Genomic DNA, 17915 nt, shown 5'->3' with positions numbered 1-17915 from the left:
GGCTAACTGCCATGACTGATTATGCTTCCCGCTTGAGCCGCGCCCGCGCGATTGCCGCTGCCAAGAATATCGATGTGTTGCTCGTGGGTACCGGCGCAGAGTTCGCCTATCTTACGGGCTCCTGGGTCTCTTCCCATGAGCGTTTGACCTGTCTGGTCATCCGTCCCGATGCCGAACCGATCATCGTCGCACCCAGCACCGACATCGAATCGCTTCAAGGCGTTGCTGCCCGGCTGGTGGGATGGAGCGATGGGCAGGACCCTTATGCACTGGCCTTAGACGGTACGCATCCCACCACCGTGGCTGTGGGCTCTTCGCTAACTGCGGACCACGTATTGCGTTTCCAGTCCACGATTCGACGCCAAGTCGAGCCGTCTTCGCTCACTTCGACGGATGCTCCACATGTGGAGTATGTGCTTGCTACCGAGGCGCTGGCTGAGCTCTTTAGCCGCAAGGACCCAGATGAAGTAGCGGAGCTGCGCGCTGCGGCAGTGGCTATCGATGCCGTCCATGCAGAGGTGCCACGTCTCCTGCAGCCTGGCCGCACTGAGGCCGACGTAGCGGCAGATTTGCGCGAGCTTATCTTGCGCGAGCACAAAGAGGTGGACTTCATCATCGTTGGTTCCGGCCCGAATGGTGCGAACCCGCACTATGACTATGGGGAGCGCGAACTCAGCGCTGGTGATCCCGTGGTGGTGGATATCGGGGGCACGTTGCCCTCCGGCTATCACTCTGATTGCACACGCACCTACGTGGTAGGCGCGGATCCTTCTGCGGCGCCTGCTGATTTCCAGGAAGCCTATGCGGTGTTGGAAGAGGCCCAAGCTGCCGGGCGAGCTGCTGCACGGCCCGGGGCGACTGCCCAGGAGATCGACCGTGCGACACGCAGTGTGATCGAAAGCGCCGGCTGGGGTGAGTACTTCACGCACCGCACCGGACATGGCATCGGCTTGTCGACGCACGAGGAGCCCTTCATCATGGAAGGAAACGAGCTGGAGCTTGCAGAGTCCATGGCCTTCTCGATTGAACCTGGTATCTATGTACCCGGAAAATGGGGCATGCGTCTCGAGGACATCGTGGTGACCACCGAGTCCGGCTACGAGTCTTTGAACCAAGCTCCGAGGGGGTTGCGTTAATGGGCGCACTATTGATTCTTGGTGGGCGCAGCGATATTGGCGGCGAGCTTGCACGCCGGTTGTGCGCAGGCCGCCCGGTAGTACTTGCCGCGCGGGGTGAGCACGGCATGGATGAGCTCACCTCAGAGCTTCTGCGCAACGGAGCAACGTCCGTTCACACGCTTTCCTTCGATGCCGCGGATGTTTCCTCCCACCGCGCAGTTATCGAGCAAGCTGCAGCGCTCGCGGGTGAGGACATCACGACGGCGGTTGTCGCCTTCGGAATCTTGGGTGACCAGGAGCAAGCTGAGCACGACGAAGCCCATGCCTTCGACATCGCTCTGGTTGATTATGCCGCGCAGGTATCTATGCTCACCGTGCTGGCCGACGTCATGAAAAGAGGCCACATCGTGGCCTTTTCCTCCATTGCGGGCTGGCGTGCACGGCGGGCCAACTATGTCTATGGCTCAACCAAGGCTGGCCTCGATGCCTTCTGCCAAGGTCTGGCGGATCGCCTGCAGGGCAGCGACCTAGCGCTGATCACCGCGCGCCCCGGTTTCGTTATCGGGTCCATGACACAAGGGATGAAACCCGCGCCCCTGTCGGTGACACCTGACGTAGTCGCACAAGCTATGGTCAAGGCCGTCGAATCCTCGTCGGGTTCGCGGCCGGTGTCCCGCACGCTGTGGATCCCACGAACGCTTCAGCTGTTGGCCTGGGTCATGAAGCTTGTCCCGCGCCCCATCTGGCGGCACATGCCGCGCTAGCGATGTCCGAGCGCGGGGGAATTGGCATCGAAGATGAAGCCGCGCGGAGCAAGGACTCGGAGCACGACGTCCGCATCGCCCTCCGCCAAATCGTGGATGACCAAGCCCTGCCACGGAGTAACGGTGATCGCTGCTCCCAGCTGGGCAATGAGCCCTGCGTACTCTGCGGGCAACACGCCATCTTGGAGGCCCGCGCCGAGATCGACGCGGCCGGGCGCAGTGTGTTCGGTTAACCAACCGATGGGCACATCCGATTGCACGAGTCCGGCAGGTGTAGCCAAGGACAAACGGTCAATGGCCTCTAGATTCTCAGCGGAGGCCTCGACCACGTAGTCCACGAGCTGCGAAATCGCGTCGCTTAATCCCAGCGCCGGCCCAGTTACTGCCCCCTCAAGGATGAGACGAGCGGAATCGGCTTCCTCATCCTGTCCTGCGCTAGCGCCGGATAGTTGGAGTCCCGCCGCCACGCCGTGTGCGAGGAGATCGCCAGCTCCGCCATCGACGCCGAAGACCGCAGCGCGGGTGATAGCCGGGGAGGTTCCTTCCTCTTCAGATAAGGCATCAGCAACGCGCTGCGCTACCCGGCGCGCCTGAAGGGAGAGGGGAGAGGCCAAGACGTGGACAGCGGCGGTGGGGAGGGGGACGTCGCCAAGCGCCTGCTCGTTACTCACGCCGCGCACACTGATAACACTGTGCTGCTCTAGGTACACATAGCCATCGCCATGTTCACGGGCGGCCTGGCCCAGTGCTAACCACTGCTCGGGCGTGACGACGCCGCCGGCGGGGTGGAAGCGCATGGTCTCGGATTCAGGATGCTTCGACTCGGTGAGGGACATGGTGCGCAAGTTTAATCGTTACGGGAGGGTCACCAGCGAACCGGCAGGTCCAGCAAGTATGGTGGGCTGCATGCCGTTTCTTCTGTTCATCGCGTACATTCTCCTCGAAACCCTGGCGTTTTGGGCAGTCGCCGAGTGGATCGGTGTGCTGTGGGCGCTGCTTGCTTTGGCGTTGACCATGCTGTTCGGTATGACGATTGCCACCTGGGAAGTGCGCCGCATGATGGCCAGCCGCATCCGGCAGACCGGAGATGGCGTCTATGTGATGGAGGATCCCACCCCAGGCAAAACGGCCGGCAATGTTGGTCTGACCATGGTGGGCGGCATCCTGCTTTCGCTGCCTGGGTTCGTCTCCACTGTTTTTGGCGCTCTGCTCATCTTTGCGCCCACGCGATCCATAATCCGCACGCTCCTTGCCGCTTCGATGTTCAAAAAGATCGAGGACATGGGCGTGCGCGTGTACGAGGCCTCGCCCATGGCGCAGCACCGCGATTCCTATGGTTCCTTCGGCACTGTTGGTGGCGGTAAAGCCGGCAGCGGAATGGATCAGTCAGGCCAATCGCACGAAGTCTTGGATGAAGAAGAAATCCGCACGTGGACCCAACACGTTAAGCCTGAGGACTTCGAGGACGGAAGCAAGTAGTGCTCCCCATATTCGCGCGGCTTGTTCTTGCCGCTCTGTCGGGCGCGGTCACGTATCTTTCGGTGGAACCACGCGGCTGGTGGGCCGCGGGGATCATTGGGATGGCCATGCTGGTGGCAGCGCTGGCTCCCTGGAGAAAGCCCCTGCATCTAGGGTGGGCAGCACTCATCGCCTTTGTCCATAGCGCTGTCTTGTACCTCTTTACGCTGCCGTGGATTGGTGAGCTCGTGGGCAACATGCCTTATATTGCGCTCGCTATCTTCCTCTCGCTGTACAGCATCCTCCTCGGCGTCGGCGGGGCAGCACTACTGCGGTTGCGCTATGGGTTCGCGCTCTTCCCCTTTTTCTACGTGGCGGTGGAAATGCTGCGCTCCTCCGTGCCTTTTGGAGGCTTTTCCTGGGTGCGCCTGGCGTGGGGTCAGATCGAAGGACCGTTGGCCAACCTCGCACCGTGGGGTGGTCCCGCGCTCATTACTTGTGCGGTCGTCTGCGTGGGCGCGGGTCTGGTGGGGCTTGCGCGCGCGCCACGGTTGGCCTGTGCCTTCTTAGCGGTGCCGTTGCTTGCCGGACTTGTAGCTGCGCAGGGCGTGAATCGCCCTAGCCATACCACGGGTACTGTGACGGTAGCCGCTGTCCAGGGAAACGTTCCGCGGCTTGGGCTCGACTTCGCCGCGCAGCGCCGCGCGGTGCTGGATAACCACGTCCGCGTCACCGAACAGGCAGCCAAGGATGGTGCACGGCCTGACATCGTCATCTGGCCGGAGAACTCCTCCGATATCAATCCTTTTGCCAACGACGACGCACGGGCGCTTATCGACGCCGCCGCCCACGACATCGACGCCCCCATCCTCGTCGGCACGTTAACGCGCGATGAGGTCGGTGCGCGCAACACCATGCAGGTATTCAACCCGGATGGATCGGTGGGGGAGCATCACTACAAGAAGTACCTGCAGCCTTTCGGCGAAACGATGCCGATGCGTGACTTCTTTGCGCGGATTACCGATTTGGTGGATCTTGCAGGCGACATGAAACCCGGTGATGGGCCAGGAGTGGTGACCATGGCAGGGACTGCGGTCGGCGTAGCCACCTGCTACGAGGTGAGCTTTGACCAGGCCTTTCGAACCGCGATTAACAACGGGGCGCAGATTCTCACGACGCCAACAAATAACGCCACGTTCAGTGATTCCGATATGACCTACCAGCAGTTGGCCATGAGCCGTCTGCGCGCCATGGAAGCAGATCGCGCCGTCGTTGTGGCGGCCACGTCAGGGGTCTCCGCCATCGTGCACCCAGATGGTTCCGTGAGCCAGGACAGCGGCATCTTTGAACCGGCTTATCTCGAAGAAGAGCTTCCGCTCCGAGAGGGACGTACATTTGCGGTGCGTTATGGTTCGCTCCTGCAGTGGCTCATGACTATTATTGGAACGGTCTGCGCGCTGTACGCGATCTATTCCACCCGCTTGTCCGGACGGCGCAGCGCGCCTTAAAGCAGAAACCTAAAGGAGCAAGGAACTAGTGAGCTCGACCCACGAATCTACTCTGGTCATCATCCCCACCTACAACGAGATTGAGAACCTGCCGCTGATTACCGGCCGCGTGCGCAAGGCCACCCCGGAGGTTCACATCCTGATCGTGGACGATAACTCCCCGGACGGCACCGGAGAGGCCGCGGACAAGCTGGCCGCCGAGGATTCTCACCTGCACGTCCTTCACCGCGAGGGTAAGGGCGGCCTCCTCGGCGCCTACATCGCCGGCTTCGAGTGGGGCCTAGAGAAGGACTACCAGGTGCTCTGTGAGATGGACGCGGACGGCTCCCACGCCCCGGAGCAGCTCCACCTCTTGCTCGAGGAGATCGACAAGGGTGCCGACTTGGTGATTGGTTCTCGCTATGTGCCGGGTGGAGAGACTGTGAACTGGCCGGCCAACCGCGAGCTACTGTCCCGCTTGGGCAACAAGTACATTTCGGTGGCGCTGGGTGCTGGCATCAATGACATGACCGCTGGATACCGCGCCTTCCGTCGCGAACTGCTAGAGCACCTCGACTTTGAGGAACTATCCAACGCCGGCTACATCTTCCAGGTAGATGTTGCCTTCCGCGCCATCAAGGATGGCTTCGATGTCCGCGAAGTTCCGATTACCTTCACCGAGCGCGAGCTAGGCGAATCAAAGCTGGACGGCTCCTTCGTCAAGGATTCCCTGCTCGAGGTGACCAAGTGGGGTGTCGCTCACCGCTCCGAGCAGGTCAGCGACTTCACCTCGGAAGTATCCAAGATCACTTCCCGCACAGTGAAGGATATGGAGCTTGGTTCCAAGGCCTCCACGGCTAAGAATGCCGTGTCCGACTTTGTATCCGAGGTATCCAGCCTGGTTAAAGGAATGCTCAGCCGTTAAAATCCAGCCTCTCCGAGGCAAGGCACGCTGATCTTTCGAGCCTCGCATAAGGCAAACAAGCCCGAAAACCTGTCATGGTTTTCGGGCTTTTGCGGTAATAACCACCACCAGTGCTAATGTCGTAGGTGGCACTTTATCTGGTGCGCAGTGACTTGCTTCACTTCATTCTCACACTACGGATCGTTCGGCACGTACCTGCCGATGGAGGAGAGTTTGCTATGGCAACCGTAACATTCAAAGATGCGTCCCTGACCTACCCAGGAGCTAAGGAACCCACCGTCAAGAAGTTCAACCTGGAAATCGCCGATGGCGAATTCCTCGTCCTCGTCGGCCCCTCCGGCTGTGGTAAGTCCACGACGCTGCGCATGCTGGCCGGCTTGGAAAACGTTACCGACGGTGCCATCTACATCGGCGACAAAGACGTCACCCACGTTGCCCCGCGCGACCGAGACATCGCCATGGTCTTCCAGAACTATGCTCTCTACCCGCACATGACCGTGCGCGAGAACATGGGCTTCGCCCTGAAAATCGCCGGCAAGTCCCAGGACGAAATTAACAAGCGTGTCGACGAAGCCGCCGCCACCCTGGGTCTTACCGAATTCCTTGAGCGCAAGCCGAAGGCCTTGTCCGGCGGTCAGCGTCAGCGTGTTGCAATGGGCCGCGCAATCGTGCGTAACCCGCAGGTCTTCCTCATGGATGAGCCGCTGTCCAACCTCGATGCCAAGCTACGTGTGCAGACCCGTACCCAGATCGCAGCCCTGCAGCGCAAGCTTGGGGTTACCACCGTCTACGTCACCCACGACCAGACTGAGGCCTTGACCATGGGTGACCGCATCGCTGTACTGAAGGACGGTTACCTTCAGCAGGTTGGCGCACCCCGCGAGCTCTACGACCGCCCCGCCAACGTCTTCGTCGCCGGCTTCATCGGCTCCCCGGCAATGAACCTGGGCACCTTCTCTGTCAAGGACGGTAACGCAACCTCCGGCCATGCTCGTATCAAGCTTTCCCCGGAAACTGTCGCTGCGATGACGCCGGAGGATAACGGTCGCATCACCATCGGCTTCCGCCCAGAGGCCCTCGAAATCATCCCCGAGGGCGAGTCCACCGATCTCTCCATCCCGATCAAGCTTGACTTCGTGGAAGAGCTTGGTTCCGACTCCTTCCTCTACGGAAAATTGGTGGGCGAAGGTGATCTCGGTTCCTCGAGCGAAGACGTCCCCGAGTCGGGCCAGATCGTCGTTCGTGCAGCCCCGAACACTGCGCCTGCCCCGGGCAGCATTTTCCACGCACGCATCGTGGAAGGCGGCCAGCACAACTTCTCGGCGTCGACTGGCAAGCGCCTCCCTTAAGCCCATATGCCGGCTGACCCGCGACACATGTCGCGAATGTCAGCACGGCTGTGGCACAGCTCTAGGCCAAAATCAGCAAAGAAGGTGGAGTGACTCGACATGAAAGAGTCCATGAGCATCACCTCATCGACGTACGCGTCGGCATTGCTGACGCTGCCTTGGGATACGCCCCTGGAACAGTGGCCCGATGATCTCATCGCCGCACTGCCCAGGGGCATTTCCCGGCATATCGTGCGTTTCGTGGGGATCAATCGCGGCATCGTCGCAGTCAAGGAGATTGGTGCGCGTACCGCTCACCACGAGTACAAGATGCTGCGTGAGCTGCAGCGCCTCGGCGCTCCCAGCGTGCGTCCCGTTGCAGTCATCACGGGACGCCAGCCGGCTGTAGAAAGCTACGGAGCGCTCACCGCAGCTCTGGTCACTGATCACCTAGAGTTTTCTCTTCCGTACCGCGAGATCTTCTCGCGGCACCTGACAGTCGTCGAAGCGGAGAAGCTCATCCGTGCCTTGTCGGTGCTTTTGGTGCGGATGCACTTGCTCAATTTCTACTGGGGTGATGTGTCGCTGTCGAATACCCTTTTCCGGCGTGATGCCGAGACTTATTCAGCCTATCTTGTCGACGCCGAAACAGGGGAGTTCCAGCCCAATCTCTCCGAGTCACGCAGGCTTTACGACGTCGACATCGCCCGCGTCAACATCATCGGTGAGCTCATGGACTTGCAGGCAGGTGAATGCCTAGATCAAGATATCGATGTTATCGCCCTCGGAAGCTTGGTCGAGAGTTCCTACCTTGAATTGTGGACAGAGCTAACTGCCGAAGAATCCGTAGATGCCAGCGAATACTGGCGCGTTTCCGAGAGGATCGACCGCCTCAACCAGCTGGGTTTCGACGTGGGGGAGCTCAAGGTCACCAAGGACGAGTCGAAACAGGTCGTGCGCATTCGCCCTGTGGTAGTCGATCCCGGCCACTATCGTTCGGAGCTGTTGAGCTTGACAGGGCTGAGCGTCGAGGAGCACCAGGCGCAACGCCTATTGGGCTCTATCCAGGCCTATCAGGCCATCGAGTGCGGCCCTCATGTTGGGCTGACCCAGGCTGCGCACTTGTGGATGACGCATGAGTATGAGCCGACCATCGCTGCGGTTCCCGTCGAGATGCTCCACAAGCTGGAACCGGCACAGATCTTCCATGAGATCGTTGACCACCGTTGGTTCCTCGCCCAAGAAAGGGGAGAGGCCGTAACCCTCCCAGAGGCCACGGCGTCCTATCTTTCTTCCGTATTGCCCGCCCGCCGCGACGAGGCTCGGCTGCTTCAGATCTCGGCCTCGGATGACGACTTGTCATAACCGCCCGTATGCCCCAGCACCGCTCAATAGCTCAAGTCTATCGAGCCGCTCTCAGCCGTTTCTTATATCGTTTTGTATGTTTTAGGCCCGATTGCCCCTTAAATGGGGAGCGATCTCATGCCCGAATATGGATATAGTCACAATCGGGCGTTTTAGGCCCGATTTCTTTTGATCGTGTGGAATACCTCACTAAGGTAGGAGACAGGCTAACCAGTTCATAGTCGGATAGTGACCAGCTATGGGCCAACTGGTAGCACTGGGCAAGAGCCTTTGTCATGGAGGATCGCCCAGACATAACCGCATACGAGCCGGTTGTCTATCTACGGCTCAACATCCCGCTTTTCATCAAGAAAGATGAGGACCACATGAAGCGTCTTACTCGCATCGCATCCATCAGCATGGCTTCCATGCTGGCCGCCGCAAGTCTCGTCGCCTGCTCAGGCTCTACTGACGACGAAGGCGATGTCTACTTCCTGAACTTCAAGCCAGAACAGGATGCCGCTTACCAGGAGATCGCAAAGGCTTACACCGAAGAGACCGGCGTCAAGGTCAAGGTCGTCACCGCAGCCTCCGGCTCCTATGAGCAGACCCTCAAGGCTGAGATCGGCAAAGATGAAGCACCGACCCTCTTCCAGGTCAACGGCCCGGCTGGTTTCATCACCTGGCAAGACTACATGGCAGACATGTCGGATACCGAGGTAGCTAAGCAGCTCACCGATGACATCCCGCCACTGACCACTGAAGATGGAGAGGTACGCGGCGTCCCGTTCGCTGTCGAGGGCTTCGGCATCATCTACAACGACGAGATCTTCGACAAGTACATCGCCACCTCCGGGGCAAAGATCAAGTCCACCGATGAGATCAAGAGCTACCAGAAGCTCAAGGAAGTCGCCGAGGACATGCAGGCGAAGAAGGACGAGCTCGGCATTGAGGGCGCCTTTGCCTCCACCTCACTGACCTCCGGCGAGGACTGGCGCTGGCAGACTCACCTGGCCAACGCTCCGATTTGGCAGGAGTACCAAGACAAGGGCGTCGAGGACACCAACGAAATCGACTTCTCCTATAACAAGGAGTACAAGAACCTCTTCGATCTCTACCTGGACAACTCCACCGTCGAGAAGTCTCTTGCCCCGTCTAAGACGGTCTCTGACTCCATGGCTGAGTTCGCTCAGGGCAAGGCCGCCATGGTCCAAAACGGTAACTGGGCATGGTCCCAGATTTCCGAGACCTCCGGCAACGTAGTCAAGGAAGACAAGATCAAGTTCCTGCCGATGTACATGGGCCTGCCGGATGAGGAGAAGCACGGCATCAACGTCGGTACCGAAAACTACTTGGGTGTGAACTCGGAGGCTTCCGAGGTAGACCAGAAGGCTACCAAGGACTTCGTGGACTGGCTCTTCACCTCCGATGCCGGCAAGGAGCACGTGGTTAAGGACCTTGGCTTCATTGCCCCGTTCAAGAACTACTCCGCAGAAGACACTCCGAATGACCCGCTGGCAAAGCAGGTCGCGGAAGCTATCGACAACGAAGACCTCACCACCTACCCGTGGAACTTCCAGTACTTCCCGTCACAGCAGTTCAAGGATGACTTCGGCCAAGCCCTGTCTCAGTATGCCTCCGGCACCCTGAAGTGGGATGACGTCGTCAAGCAGTTCAAGGACAACTGGGCTGCTGAAAAGGAATCCAACTGGGGCTAAACCTTTAGTCCCATCCCCTCGCCATCCGCCTTCCCAAACGGAGGGCGGGGAGGGGAGTAGGTGAGAGGCATGGCACGTACTCGTCAGTTTGTTCCACGCCCTCAGCCCCCTCTCCTCGCCGCCATCCTTTGGGAAACGCGTGGCACCACCTGAATTTAAGGTTTCACCACCATGCAAGCAACGCTGAAGAAATACTTCCCAGTCTTTGTCTTGCCCACCCTTCTGGCATTCATGATTGCCTTCTTGGTGCCGTTTATCGTGGGTTTCTTCCTCTCCTTTACGAAATTCACCACCATCACTAACGCCAAGTGGGTTGGCATCGACAACTACGTCAAAGCTTTCTCCCAACGCGAAGGATTCATCTCAGCCTTCGGTTTCACCGTCCTCGTGGTCATTGTCTCCGTGATCACCGTCAACGTCTTCGCCTTCCTCTTGGCGTGGATGCTGACCCGCAAGCTTCGCGGCACAAATTTCTTCCGCACGGTCTTCTTTATGCCGAACCTCATCGGCGGCATCGTCCTGGGATATACCTGGCAGACCATGATCAACGCCGTGCTTTCGCACTATTCCACGACTATTAGCGCGGACTGGAAATTCGGCTACGCCGGCCTCATCATGCTGCTGAACTGGCAGCTGATCGGCTACATGATGATTATCTACATCGCCGGTCTACAAAACGTCCCGCCGGAGCTTCTCGAGGCCGCTGAGCTCGATGGTGTCAACAAGTGGGAAATGCTGCGCCACGTCACCATTCCGATGGTCATGCCGTCAATCACCATTTGTCTCTTCCTGACCTTGTCGAATTCCTTCAAACTCTTCGACCAAAACCTTGCACTGACCAACGGTGCACCTGGCGGACAAACTGAGATGGTCGCCCTCAACATCGTCAATACGCTGTTCAACCGTATGAACGTCGAGGGCGTGGGGCAGGCCAAGGCCGTCATCTTCGTCGTCGTCGTGGTCGTCATCGCGTACTTCCAGTTGCGCGCGACCCGCTCCAAGGAAATCGAGGCTTAAGTCATGACTACCAGTACTTCAGCGCAGGCCGCACCGGCCCCGAAGAAGAAGGATCACCAGCTTCCCACGGACAACCAGACCAGGATGTCCGGCGGCGCCAAGTTCGTGGTCTACGCCATCCTGGTGTTCTTTACCATCGTGTTCCTTGGCCCGATCCTTTTCATCTTCATCAACTCCTTTAAGTCCAAGTTCGCTATCTCATCCGATCCTTTCTCCCTACCCATCGGTGAAACCTGGGTCGGTTTCGAGAACTTCATGGTGGGCTTGACCAAGCAGGGCTTCCTTGAAGCGACCTTGTGGTCCTTCGTCATTACGATCTTGTCCGTCATCGTCATCGTGTTCTTCTCTGCGATGACTGCTTACTACATCACGCGCGTTAAGACCTGGTGGACGAACCTTCTGTACTACCTCTTCGTGGTGTCCATGATTATCCCCTTCCAGATGGTCATGTTCCCGACGGTCAAGATTGCAGACATGCTTCACCTCAACAACCCGATCGGCATCGTGGTGCTCTACCTCGGTTTCGGTTCCGGTCTATCGGTGTTCATGTTTGCCGGATTCGTCAAGTCCATCCCCTTGGACGTCGAGGAAGCCGCGATGATCGACGGTTGCGGCCCGCTCCAGAACTACTTCCGCGTGGTGTGGCCTATGCTTAAGCCGACTGCCATCACCGTGGCCATTCTCAACGCCATGTGGGTATGGAACGACTACCTGCTGCCGTACCTGGTCATCGGCCTGTCCACCCGCTACAAGACCATCCCGGTAGTCATCCAGTCCTTCGTTGGCTCCAACGGTAACCGCGATATGGGCGCCATGATGGCGATGCTGGTTCTGGCCATTATTCCTATCGTCATCTTCTACTTCTCCACGCAGAAGCACATCATCGAGGGTGTTGCCGCTGGCGCTGTCAAGGGCTAATCCGCAGTGCGGTAGGTTAGAAAACCATGAACCGCATGCTGGGCCCCGAATCGAAGTTCTATGCTGCTCTGAGCCTCTTCGCTGACCTCGTCATCGTTAACGTTCTCCTGGTTATCACGTGCTTTCCCGTATTCACTGGGGGAATGTCCCTACGCACCGCTCACGCGGTGACTGGTCAGATGGTTCGCGAAGAAGGTTCTCGCCGCGGCTCGGCCTTCGTTCGGGGCCTTTTGACGCGTCCCGGGGTAAACACTGCATGGTGGCTCATTTGCCTCGCCGTAGGCGCCTTGGCCGCCTATGAATTCGCCATTATCGCAAAGGCTGAGCTCGGGACGATGGGCGTAGTGCTTCGCGCTGCGCTGGTCTCAGGCCTCATTGTCATAAGCTGCATTAGCGTGTGGTTCTTCCACCTCGATGCGCCGGGGTTGAGGTTTAGCCAACGGTGCACAACGGCCATGATGAAGGCGGTAGCGCACCTTCCGCGTACGCTTCTAGCAGTGTGCCCTTGGGCACTGCTGGTGCTGTACCCACTCTTTTTCCCTGCGCAGTGGGGAGGCTACCTGTTCTTTCTCGTTGTGCTCGGTCCGGCCCTCGCAGTCTATCTCGCTGAGTTGGCGCTACAATGGCCCGAACTCAATTCCGATTCACCCGATAGCAGCGCCGCATAAGGCGCTGCGGGCAGGCTGGGCCCAAAACGAAAAATAGGGTAGTGGTATCCACTTCTTCGTGGATTCACTACCCTTGAGAATTCTATGCGGCGCGCAAAGGCTGCTAGGCCTCTCCTTCTTCCTGCGCCTTCTGCTCCTTGAGGAGGCGTGCCGCCGCGCGACGTCGCGAACGCAGATTCTCAATGCGCTCCGTCAAGAGTTCATCCAGCTCCTCAATGGAGCGACGCTCACGCAGCATGTCCCAGTGGGTCCGCGGCGGCTTCACGGGCTTGGACTCTACGCCTTCGCCCTCAACCAGAGTGCCGAGCTTACCGTTCTTGCACATCCACTCCTCGGGAATCTCCGCATCGTCAGCGAAGGGCACCTCGTAGATGTCGCCGTCTTCGGTGCGGTACTTCACCATCTGGCGCGGGGCCAAGTCGTGGTCGCGGTCGGTTTCGTAGCTCACTGCGCCCATGCGGCTGCCACGGAGTACGCGATCTGCCATGCAACATCATCCTTTTCAAGTGTTGAGGTAGGAAAGGGATCAGGGTCGACCTATATCACCCAAAGATCTATCATTATAACGAATGGCCCCTTGCCTTTGTTCCCACCCTCGGGTTAATGGGCTAAGGTGATTGAGGTGATTGGTACACAGGATCCGCAGCCCGGCACGCCGCCAAGGCGCAGCCCGGCAACCTGCCAGTGGTGTGGCAAGGAAATCGCGCAGGGCGGCCGGGGTAGGCCACGCAAGTTCTGCTCGCCATCCTGCAAGCAGCGAGCCTACGAGCAGCGCCACAACGTGGTTGGAACGCCTATTCCTGCGGATGCCGTCATCCTAACTCCAGAGAAGGCTGATCGTCTCCGCGACGGCCTCTTTGAGCTGCGGTGTTGCGCTGAGGATGTTGCTACGGCAGCGTCGGAAAGCGCCAGCGCTGAAGAGATGGAACAGCTGTGTGCTGAACTGGTCGCACTGGCTCGAAAGCTTGAGGAATTGAGATAGTACATGAAATCCTTATTAGGCAACCGCAAACTGATCGTTAGTATCTTCGTGATCCTGATTGTGGCCTCGACAGCGCTGGCCCTAGGACCACTAGTGTTTTCTTTGATCATGGGCCGCGGTGTCAAAACCGAGCCCATCAATGCGGATAAGGTCCAGGCCGCTACTACCAACGTCGATGGCGAATGGCACGTGGCGCAAGGTACGGCATATAACCACACCTCGGCAGGTTTTACTATCGATGAGATCCTCCCAGCCGATAAGCGCACGACATCGGGCTCAACCAAGCATGTCACCGGCCAGGCCATCATCAAGGACGGCACCGTTGAGAAGGCGCACATCGCCGTGGACATGGCGAGCCTGACCACGGACAAGAAGGTGCGCGACCAGAACATGAAAACAAAGCTCTTTGAGGTCACAAAGTATCCAGAGTCTACCTTCACATTGACTGAGCCCGCAGACGTCTCCGCCGTGCCTGACGACGGCTCAGTAGTCACCGTCCCACTCACAGGTGATCTCACCATCCACGGCCAGACCAAGAGCGTGAGCCAGGATTTTCAGGTGGTCCGCGATGGCGACACCATCATCTTGGGTGGCGACATCCCGATTAACCGCCTCGATTTCGGTATTGAGACTCCTGAAATGATCGCCGCGCGGATCTCCGAAACTGGCGAGATCAACGTCCGCGTCACCTTTGAGAAGTAAGATTCACTGTTCATCATGAATTCCCAACGCCTCATTCCAGTCCTGTGGATACGGCTCATCGTGCTTGCAGGATTCGGCATCTTTATTTGGTTGCAGGAGATGAAGCTCCTCGCTGCCTTCTCGGCGGTACTCGTAGCTCTTACCATCGTGCAGCTGGTGATCGCCTACCGTCAGCGCTAAAAATGATGCTTGACGCATGCACAGAAACATACCCCAATTACGTAACTGTGACTATTTAATGGCAATTTGGGCCGCCCGCTAAGCAGCCAACAGGGAGGCACAGATGAAGGTAAGCGGCCGCCAACTATAGCAACCCCGCGCACGAGACCTTATCCACAAAACAAGGAGTGGCGCGCAAAAAGGGACATCCGGAAGGTAGCAAGCAAAGGAACCTTGCAGCCCCGAAGGATTTCCCAACACAGAATCGGCAACGCCGATACGACACGCAGCCCAGAAACCAATCGCCAGCCAGCCGCCAACAGCACGCGCTGCGACCAGGGTGAAACCATGAGCGTCCACGAGAAAGTCGAGACAGTACAGTCAAGGAACAAACTCGGAACCGGGCGGCCCTGAAGGAAAGATCCCCCTCCACCCAGTGCATAAGTGATTGTCCGATAATGTACATTATGTCATTTTAACGACGCTTCCACTCCCCAGCTTTCAACCGCTAGTCGCTCGCTTTGAATTTTTCACTCAATGAGACTTTCATTTCACCCGGTGAGACGGTAGTGTTTCCTCCATAACCAATCAAGCTATTGAAATTTTCAAGGAGGGCGCCTCTCACATGACCGCCGTCAACACCACGCTGCCGAAGTCAGCGGGCGCAACACAGCGACTCACCAAACGTGATCGTGTTCGTATTGCCGTGGCTTCGACCATTGGCACGACCATCGAGTTCTACGACTTTTATATCTATGCCACGGCAGCCGTAGCCGTCTTTCCTTTTCTCTTCTTCCCGAAGACCGAGGATCCCACCGTCGCCCTGCTCCAGTCCTTCGCCACCTTCGGCCTGGCCTTCATCGCACGTCCGCTGGGCTCGTTGCTCTTCGGGCACTTCGGCGATCGCGTCGGCCGCAAAGCCACGCTCGTCGGTGCGCTCCTGACAATGGGCATCGCCACCTTCATCATCGGTATCCTGCCCACGTACCAGACCGCAGGTATCATTGCCCCGGCCTTGCTGGCCCTGATGCGTTTCTGCCAAGGCTTAGGCTTGGGGGGCGAATGGTCCGGCGCAGCACTGTTGGCCTCCGAAACCGCTGAGGAAGGCAAGCGCGCTTCTGCTGCCATGTGGCCACAATTTGGCGCACCTTTCGGCTTCTTCTTAGCTAACGGCTTTTTCCTGACCTTGGTTGCCACCATGGATTACTCACGCGGTGACACCACCGGCACCTTCATGGAATGGGGCTGGCGCCTGCCCTTCCTCGCGTCTGCGGTCATGGTTCTCATCGGCCTCTATGTCCGCCTGCGCCTGGAAGAAACTCCCGTTTTCCAGCAGGCCGTTGACGAAGGCAAGAAGGTCAAGACCCCTATGGTGGAAGCATTCCGCATCGCCTGGAAGCCAATGATCATCGGCACCTTCGTCATGGTCTCTTGCTACACGTTGTTCTACCTGGTCACCACCTGGATTCTCTCCTACGGCATTGGTGATAAGACCAAGGAACTGGGCCTGGGAATCCCTTACCTGGAGTTCTTGGAGATCCAATTGATCTCGATCTTCATGTTCATGATCGGCATTCCCGTATCCTCGATGCTTTCGGACAAGTACGGGCGCAAGCCAATCTTGACCGTAACCTCACTCATCATGATTGCCTTCGGCTTTAGCTTCCCCTTCTTCCTCGGCATCGACAACGCTGACCGAAACTCGGTCCTCGGATTCCTCGTCGTCGGCATGTTCATCATGGGACTCATCTTCGGCCCTATGTCCGCTGTCCTCCCAGAGCTCTTCCCCACCAACGTGCGCTACACCGGTTCCGGCATCGCGTACAACGTCTCATCCATCCTCGGTGCTGCAGTAGCGCCTTTCATCGCAACGTGGCTGGTCAGCTCCTATAACGTGAATTTTGTTGGATACTATCTCATCATCGTCTGTTTCATCTCCCTCATCGCAATCATCATGATGCAGGAGCTGAAGGACCATGACCTCTCGCAGGTTTAGCCGGTCTTAACACACATACTTCTCCCCGACTTCTTCTGGTGTTACGCACCAAAGGTCGGGGAGATTTTGGTTTCGGTTCCGTCGGCGGCTTGGCCCCGGCAGCGCCGTCCCGAAAGACACCGATTGGGGGATCCAATCGTGGGAGCACTCTGCCTCTGCTTCCAAAAGCGCAGACTAGAAAGTGCATACCTGCAGGTGGCCGTCGCCAAGCATCCGGGCAGTGCTTGGCGACGACCAGCGTTCCTGCACTTTCAGGTCTGGACAAATGGAAAGGGCGGCTAGCACAGTATTTGCTAGCCGCCCATGAGATGCTGCTTTGTGAGAGAGACGCCTGCTAACTATGCAGCAACGGTCGCCCGCTTGGTCTGGGGTTCGTTGACAATGGGCTTGCGGCGCACGATGGCGGCGAAGATCGCTCCGGTGACATTGGCCCACACCGCGGCCACGACACCCGGCAGCGCCGCCTCCGGGGTAAAGAACTGCAGCGCCAAGGCCGAAGCCAATCCGGAGTTCTGCGTTGCCACCTCGATTGCCGTAGTACGCGCCGCCGCCTCGCGTTGACGGGCAAGCTTCGCCGAGTAATAGCCAAAAAGGAAGCCGATGAGGTTCTGAATGGCCACACCTGCGAAGACGACCAGGCCAACAGTGACGAGCTTGTCCTGTGATTTTGAAACCACAGCCATAACCACACCGCCGATGCCGGCAATAGCTACCCATGGCAACGCCGGCAGGACCTTGTCCACTGCCTTGCTGGCAATAACGCGCAAGAGAAGCCCGAGCCCTACAGGAATGAGCACTGTCTGAACCAGCGACCACATCATGCCGGCGCCGTCGACCTCAGCGGTCTCCCCCGCCAGCCACAGCATGAGCAAAGGCGTCATTATCGGTGAGACGAGAGTCGATACCGAGGTCATCGCCACCGACAGTGCCACATCACCCTTGGCTAGGTAAGCCATGACGTTGGATGCGGTACCGCCGGGCACAGAGCCGAGGAGGATGAGGCCGACGGTGGCGGCGTCGGAAAGCCCCAGCAGTTTTGCCACGAGTACGGCGCTGGTCGGCATGATGGCAAATTGGCAGATAACACCCAAGAAGATAGGCAACGGCCGCTTCGCCACGAGGGCCAGGTCCGGAATGGTCAAGGTCAGGCCCATCGAGAACATGATGACCATGAGCAATTGCGAGGTGTACTGCCCTATCGGTTCAAAGGTGTTGGGGCTCATGAAAGCGACAAAAGCGCAGGCAATGATGACGATTGGGAAGATATACACGGCGAGTTTCTCGCCGGTCTCCCCTTCTGCGTGTGGGTTCGTCACGGTGTCTCCTTTCCA

At 58.4% G+C, this 17915-nt stretch carries 18 protein-coding genes; 15 read left to right on the top strand and 3 right to left on the bottom strand.

The features are described 5' to 3' along the window. Positions 1–11: 11 nt before the first annotated feature. Entirely contained in the window at positions 12–1136 is a 1125-nt protein-coding gene (locus HMPREF2967_RS02955) for a M24 family metallopeptidase (RefSeq protein ID WP_070684932.1), read from the top strand. Next, complete coding sequence (locus tag HMPREF2967_RS02950; RefSeq protein ID WP_070684930.1) at positions 1136–1882, top strand: SDR family oxidoreductase; 747 nt, start codon at positions 1136–1138, stop codon at positions 1880–1882. Before HMPREF2967_RS02955 ends, HMPREF2967_RS02950 begins: the two co-directional genes overlap by 1 nt. Here HMPREF2967_RS02950 and HMPREF2967_RS02945 read toward each other — a convergent pair. Further along, positions 1879–2718: a cobalamin biosynthesis protein gene (locus HMPREF2967_RS02945; RefSeq protein WP_070684928.1), complete on the bottom strand. Its 840-nt coding sequence runs from the start codon at positions 2716–2718 to the stop codon at positions 1879–1881. The genes HMPREF2967_RS02950 and HMPREF2967_RS02945 overlap by 4 nt on opposite strands. Before the next feature lie 70 nt (positions 2719–2788). Between HMPREF2967_RS02945 and HMPREF2967_RS02940 the strand changes: the two genes are divergently transcribed. From HMPREF2967_RS02940 to musI, 9 genes are all read left to right on the top strand, one after another. Then, positions 2789–3361 (top strand): FxsA family protein, encoded by a 573-nt coding sequence (locus HMPREF2967_RS02940; protein WP_070684926.1) that lies wholly within the window; start codon positions 2789–2791, stop codon positions 3359–3361. Further along, the gene (gene lnt / locus HMPREF2967_RS02935) at positions 3361–4848 is read left to right on the top strand and encodes an apolipoprotein N-acyltransferase (RefSeq protein WP_070684924.1); all 1488 of its coding nucleotides are present in this window, start codon (positions 3361–3363) and stop codon (positions 4846–4848) included. Before HMPREF2967_RS02940 ends, lnt begins: the two co-directional genes overlap by 1 nt. Positions 4849–4876: 28 nt before the next feature. Continuing rightward, positions 4877–5752, top strand: a complete 876-nt coding sequence (locus HMPREF2967_RS02930; protein ID WP_070684923.1) for a polyprenol monophosphomannose synthase — start codon at positions 4877–4879, stop codon at positions 5750–5752. Between the two features lie 218 nt (positions 5753–5970). After that, positions 5971–7101 (top strand): ABC transporter ATP-binding protein, encoded by a 1131-nt coding sequence (locus tag HMPREF2967_RS02925; RefSeq protein ID WP_070520478.1) that lies wholly within the window; start codon positions 5971–5973, stop codon positions 7099–7101. Positions 7102–7200: 99 nt separating this feature from the next. Continuing rightward, entirely contained in the window at positions 7201–8445 is a 1245-nt protein-coding gene (locus tag HMPREF2967_RS02920; protein WP_070564607.1) for a DUF4032 domain-containing protein, read from the top strand. A 365-nt stretch (positions 8446–8810) separates the two neighbouring features. Then, positions 8811–10142 (top strand): ABC transporter substrate-binding protein, encoded by a 1332-nt coding sequence (locus HMPREF2967_RS02915; protein WP_070564681.1) that lies wholly within the window; start codon positions 8811–8813, stop codon positions 10140–10142. Between the two features lie 171 nt (positions 10143–10313). Beyond that, entirely contained in the window at positions 10314–11159 is an 846-nt protein-coding gene (locus tag HMPREF2967_RS02910; RefSeq protein ID WP_070520471.1) for a carbohydrate ABC transporter permease, read from the top strand. Between the two features lie 3 nt (positions 11160–11162). Beyond that, a complete protein-coding gene (locus HMPREF2967_RS02905; protein ID WP_070532795.1) occupies positions 11163–12077 on the top strand; it encodes a carbohydrate ABC transporter permease in 915 nt (304 codons plus the stop codon). A gap of 26 nt (positions 12078–12103) precedes the next feature. After that, complete coding sequence (gene musI / locus HMPREF2967_RS02900; protein WP_070532792.1) at positions 12104–12745, top strand: ABC transport system MusEFGK2I component MusI; 642 nt, start codon at positions 12104–12106, stop codon at positions 12743–12745. Positions 12746–12848: 103 nt separating this feature from the next. Here the strand turns inward: musI and HMPREF2967_RS02895 are convergent, their stop codons facing one another. After that, positions 12849–13232 (bottom strand): RNA polymerase-binding protein RbpA, encoded by a 384-nt coding sequence (locus tag HMPREF2967_RS02895; RefSeq protein ID WP_010186588.1) that lies wholly within the window; start codon positions 13230–13232, stop codon positions 12849–12851. Positions 13233–13367: 135 nt separating this feature from the next. Here HMPREF2967_RS02895 and HMPREF2967_RS02890 point away from each other — a divergent pair, with 135 nt between their 5' ends. From HMPREF2967_RS02890 to HMPREF2967_RS02880, 4 genes are all read left to right on the top strand, one after another. Continuing rightward, complete coding sequence (locus tag HMPREF2967_RS02890; RefSeq protein ID WP_070564611.1) at positions 13368–13727, top strand: hypothetical protein; 360 nt, start codon at positions 13368–13370, stop codon at positions 13725–13727. A 3-nt stretch (positions 13728–13730) separates the two neighbouring features. After that, positions 13731–14429, top strand: a complete 699-nt coding sequence (locus HMPREF2967_RS02885; RefSeq protein ID WP_070564614.1) for a YceI family protein — start codon at positions 13731–13733, stop codon at positions 14427–14429. A 15-nt stretch (positions 14430–14444) separates the two neighbouring features. Continuing rightward, positions 14445–14609 carry a hypothetical protein gene (locus tag HMPREF2967_RS13205; RefSeq protein ID WP_168164030.1) on the top strand — a complete coding sequence of 55 codons (165 nt, stop codon included), beginning with the start codon at positions 14445–14447 and terminating at the stop codon, positions 14607–14609. 604 nt (positions 14610–15213) lie between these two features. Then, positions 15214–16584 carry an MFS transporter gene (locus tag HMPREF2967_RS02880; RefSeq protein ID WP_070564617.1) on the top strand — a complete coding sequence of 457 codons (1371 nt, stop codon included), beginning with the start codon at positions 15214–15216 and terminating at the stop codon, positions 16582–16584. Positions 16585–16922: 338 nt separating this feature from the next. On the opposite strand, the gene HMPREF2967_RS02875 is transcribed toward HMPREF2967_RS02880, so the two are convergent. Beyond that, positions 16923–17900: a bile acid:sodium symporter family protein gene (locus tag HMPREF2967_RS02875; RefSeq protein ID WP_070564620.1), complete on the bottom strand. Its 978-nt coding sequence runs from the start codon at positions 17898–17900 to the stop codon at positions 16923–16925. Positions 17901–17915 lie beyond the last annotated feature (15 nt).

The organism is Corynebacterium sp. HMSC059E07 (assembly GCF_001814395.1).
In the GTDB taxonomy this organism is placed as follows: domain Bacteria; phylum Actinomycetota; class Actinomycetes; order Mycobacteriales; family Mycobacteriaceae; genus Corynebacterium; species Corynebacterium hesseae.
This window is presented reverse-complemented; position numbering and strand designations above follow the sequence as displayed.

Bases quoted from the DNA above. Each gene is read 5' to 3' on its own strand.
- HMPREF2967_RS02955 (WP_070684932.1), top strand. From the start codon at position 12: ATGACTGATTATGCTTCCCGCTTGAGCCGCGCCCGCGCGATTGCCGCT.
- HMPREF2967_RS02950 (WP_070684930.1), top strand. From the start codon at position 1,136: ATGGGCGCACTATTGATTCTTGGTGGGCGCAGCGATATTGGCGGCGAG.
- HMPREF2967_RS02945 (WP_070684928.1), bottom strand. From the start codon at position 2,718: ATGTCCCTCACCGAGTCGAAGCATCCTGAATCCGAGACCATGCGCTTC.
- HMPREF2967_RS02940 (WP_070684926.1), top strand. From the start codon at position 2,789: ATGCCGTTTCTTCTGTTCATCGCGTACATTCTCCTCGAAACCCTGGCG.
- HMPREF2967_RS02925 (WP_070520478.1), top strand. From the start codon at position 5,971: ATGGCAACCGTAACATTCAAAGATGCGTCCCTGACCTACCCAGGAGCT.
- HMPREF2967_RS02920 (WP_070564607.1), top strand. From the start codon at position 7,201: ATGAAAGAGTCCATGAGCATCACCTCATCGACGTACGCGTCGGCATTG.
- HMPREF2967_RS02915 (WP_070564681.1), top strand. From the start codon at position 8,811: ATGAAGCGTCTTACTCGCATCGCATCCATCAGCATGGCTTCCATGCTG.
- HMPREF2967_RS02910 (WP_070520471.1), top strand. From the start codon at position 10,314: ATGCAAGCAACGCTGAAGAAATACTTCCCAGTCTTTGTCTTGCCCACC.
- HMPREF2967_RS02905 (WP_070532795.1), top strand. From the start codon at position 11,163: ATGACTACCAGTACTTCAGCGCAGGCCGCACCGGCCCCGAAGAAGAAG.
- musI (WP_070532792.1), top strand. From the start codon at position 12,104: ATGAACCGCATGCTGGGCCCCGAATCGAAGTTCTATGCTGCTCTGAGC.
- HMPREF2967_RS02895 (WP_010186588.1), bottom strand. From the start codon at position 13,232: ATGGCAGATCGCGTACTCCGTGGCAGCCGCATGGGCGCAGTGAGCTAC.
- HMPREF2967_RS02885 (WP_070564614.1), top strand. From the start codon at position 13,731: ATGAAATCCTTATTAGGCAACCGCAAACTGATCGTTAGTATCTTCGTG.
- HMPREF2967_RS13205 (WP_168164030.1), top strand. From the start codon at position 14,445: ATGAATTCCCAACGCCTCATTCCAGTCCTGTGGATACGGCTCATCGTG.
- HMPREF2967_RS02880 (WP_070564617.1), top strand. From the start codon at position 15,214: ATGACCGCCGTCAACACCACGCTGCCGAAGTCAGCGGGCGCAACACAG.